This window comes from Lysobacter antibioticus HS124 (assembly GCF_000336385.2).
Classification (GTDB): domain Bacteria; phylum Pseudomonadota; class Gammaproteobacteria; order Xanthomonadales; family Xanthomonadaceae; genus Lysobacter; species Lysobacter firmicutimachus.
On record NZ_HG424491.1, the window covers coordinates 1 to 1,822 of the forward strand.

At 67.3% G+C, this 1,822-nt stretch carries 2 protein-coding genes; both read left to right on the plus strand.

Going from position 1 to position 1,822, the window contains the following annotated elements:
• Positions 1 to 120: 120 nt before the first annotated feature.
• Positions 121 to 690, plus strand: a complete 570-nt coding sequence (gene dcd, locus TX83_RS10020; RefSeq protein WP_064747812.1) for a dCTP deaminase — start codon at positions 121 to 123, stop codon at positions 688 to 690.
• Positions 691 to 1,078: 388 nt separating this feature from the next.
• Positions 1,079 to 1,591, plus strand: coding sequence for an RDD family protein (locus TX83_RS10025; protein WP_064747813.1), 513 nt, complete (start codon positions 1,079 to 1,081; stop codon positions 1,589 to 1,591).
• Positions 1,592 to 1,822 lie beyond the last annotated feature (231 nt).

Here is a 1,822-nt window from a genome sequence, read left to right on the forward strand (position 1 = left end):
GGCGCTGGCGCGGCGCCCGCGCACCACGCCCTCGATCTCGGCCTCGCTGCTGGGCTGAGCGCGGCGCGGCCGTTTTAACCCCTACAATCGGCAGCCAGGCTGCCCTCACTGGAACACCGCATGAGCATCAAGTCCGACCGTTGGATCCGCCGCATGTCCGAGCAGCACGGCATGATCGAGCCGTTCGAGCCCGGCCAGGTCAAGCACGCATCCGACGGCCAGCGCATCGTCAGCTACGGCACCTCCAGCTACGGCTACGACGTCCGCTGCTCGCGCGAGTTCAAGGTCTTCACCAACATCAACTCGACCATCGTCGACCCCAAGCACTTCGATCCGGGCAGCTTCGTCGACGTCGAGAACGACGTCTGCATCATCCCGCCGAACTCCTTCGCCCTGGCGCGCACGGTCGAGTACTTCCGCATCCCGCGCGATGTGCTGGTGGTGTGCCTGGGCAAGAGCACCTACGCGCGCTGCGGCATCATCGTCAACGTGACCCCGCTGGAACCGGAGTGGGAAGGCCACGTGACCCTGGAATTCAGCAACACCACGCCGCTGCCGGCGCGGATCTACGCCAACGAGGGCGTGGCGCAGATGCTGTTCTTCCAGTCCGACGAGGTCTGCGACACCTCCTACAAGGACCGCGGCGGCAAGTACCAGGGCCAGACCGGCGTAACCCTGCCGCGCACCTGATCCGCGATCGGGCTGCGGCCGTCGCGGGGGCGACGGCGGGCGAGTGCCCGCGCGTCCCTGCGGGATCGTCGTCCCCGCGAATGCGGGGAGCCGGGGACTTCAGCGCAATTCCCCCAGAGCGCTCCGGCGCCTCCGTCGTGGCGACGATGGGGGGCGCCTCGCATCCGCGTGCTCGGACGGCGCGTCCGGATCGTGTCGATCCGGCGATCGCGTGCGGCCGTGCCGCGCCCGGTCCGTTGCGCGATCGGCGCCGCCGGTCGCGGACCGGCGGCTTTCGGCGCGGCACGATGTGCCTTAAGTCACGTTGTCCTGCTATCTTCGCCGCCTGGATTTTCGTGGCGTCGCGGCAGGGGGCCGACGAACGCCCATTACCTGCAAGGAGAGAAGAATGGACCCTCAGAACCCCTACCAGAGCCCGCAGTCGTCGCTGACCGAACCGGCGTACGGCGAAGAGGAGCTGGCCGGACGCGGCATCCGCCTGGTCGCGGCGATCATCGACGGCGTGATCATGCTGGTGCTGCTGCTGCCGTTGATGTTCGTCGGCGGCTATTTCGAACAGGCCATGACCGCCGCCCAGAACGGTCAGCAGACTTTCGGCCTGCAGTTCCTGTGGGGCCTGATCGGCGTGATCCTGTTCTTCGTGATCCAGGCCTATCCGCTCAACCAGAGCGGCCAGACCTGGGGCAAGAAGGTCATGAAGATCAAGATCGTCGACATGGACGGGTTGCAGCCGAGCCTGGTCGAACTGCTCGGCAAGCGCTATCTGTTCTCGCAGGGCGTGGGCCTGATTCCCTGCCTGGGCGCGATCGTCCAGCTGGTGGACGTGCTGATGATCTTCCGCGACGACCGTCGCTGCTTGCACGACCAGATCGCCGGCACCAAGGTGGTGGTCGCGCGCTGATCCAGCCCGCACCGCCTGGCCTTCCGACGCGCCGATGCCGCTGGCATCGGCGCGTTTTTCGTTCGTGGGACGCCGCCGCTTCCTGTAGGAGCGGCGTAAGCCGCGACCGCGCTGCCTCGGTCTCGCGGCGTCGGTGGTTCGGAGGCTGCGAAAACAAAGCTCCGCCCTTCAGTGGGGGCAACTTTCTTCGGCTGCCCTGTAGGAGCGGCGTAAGCCGCGACCGCGCTGTCT

Excerpts from the sequence above, each read along its gene's own strand:
- TX83_RS10025 (WP_064747813.1), top strand. The coding sequence starts at position 1,079 with ATGGACCCTCAGAACCCCTACCAGAGCCCGCAGTCGTCGCTGACCGAA.
- dcd (WP_064747812.1), top strand. The coding sequence starts at position 121 with ATGAGCATCAAGTCCGACCGTTGGATCCGCCGCATGTCCGAGCAGCAC.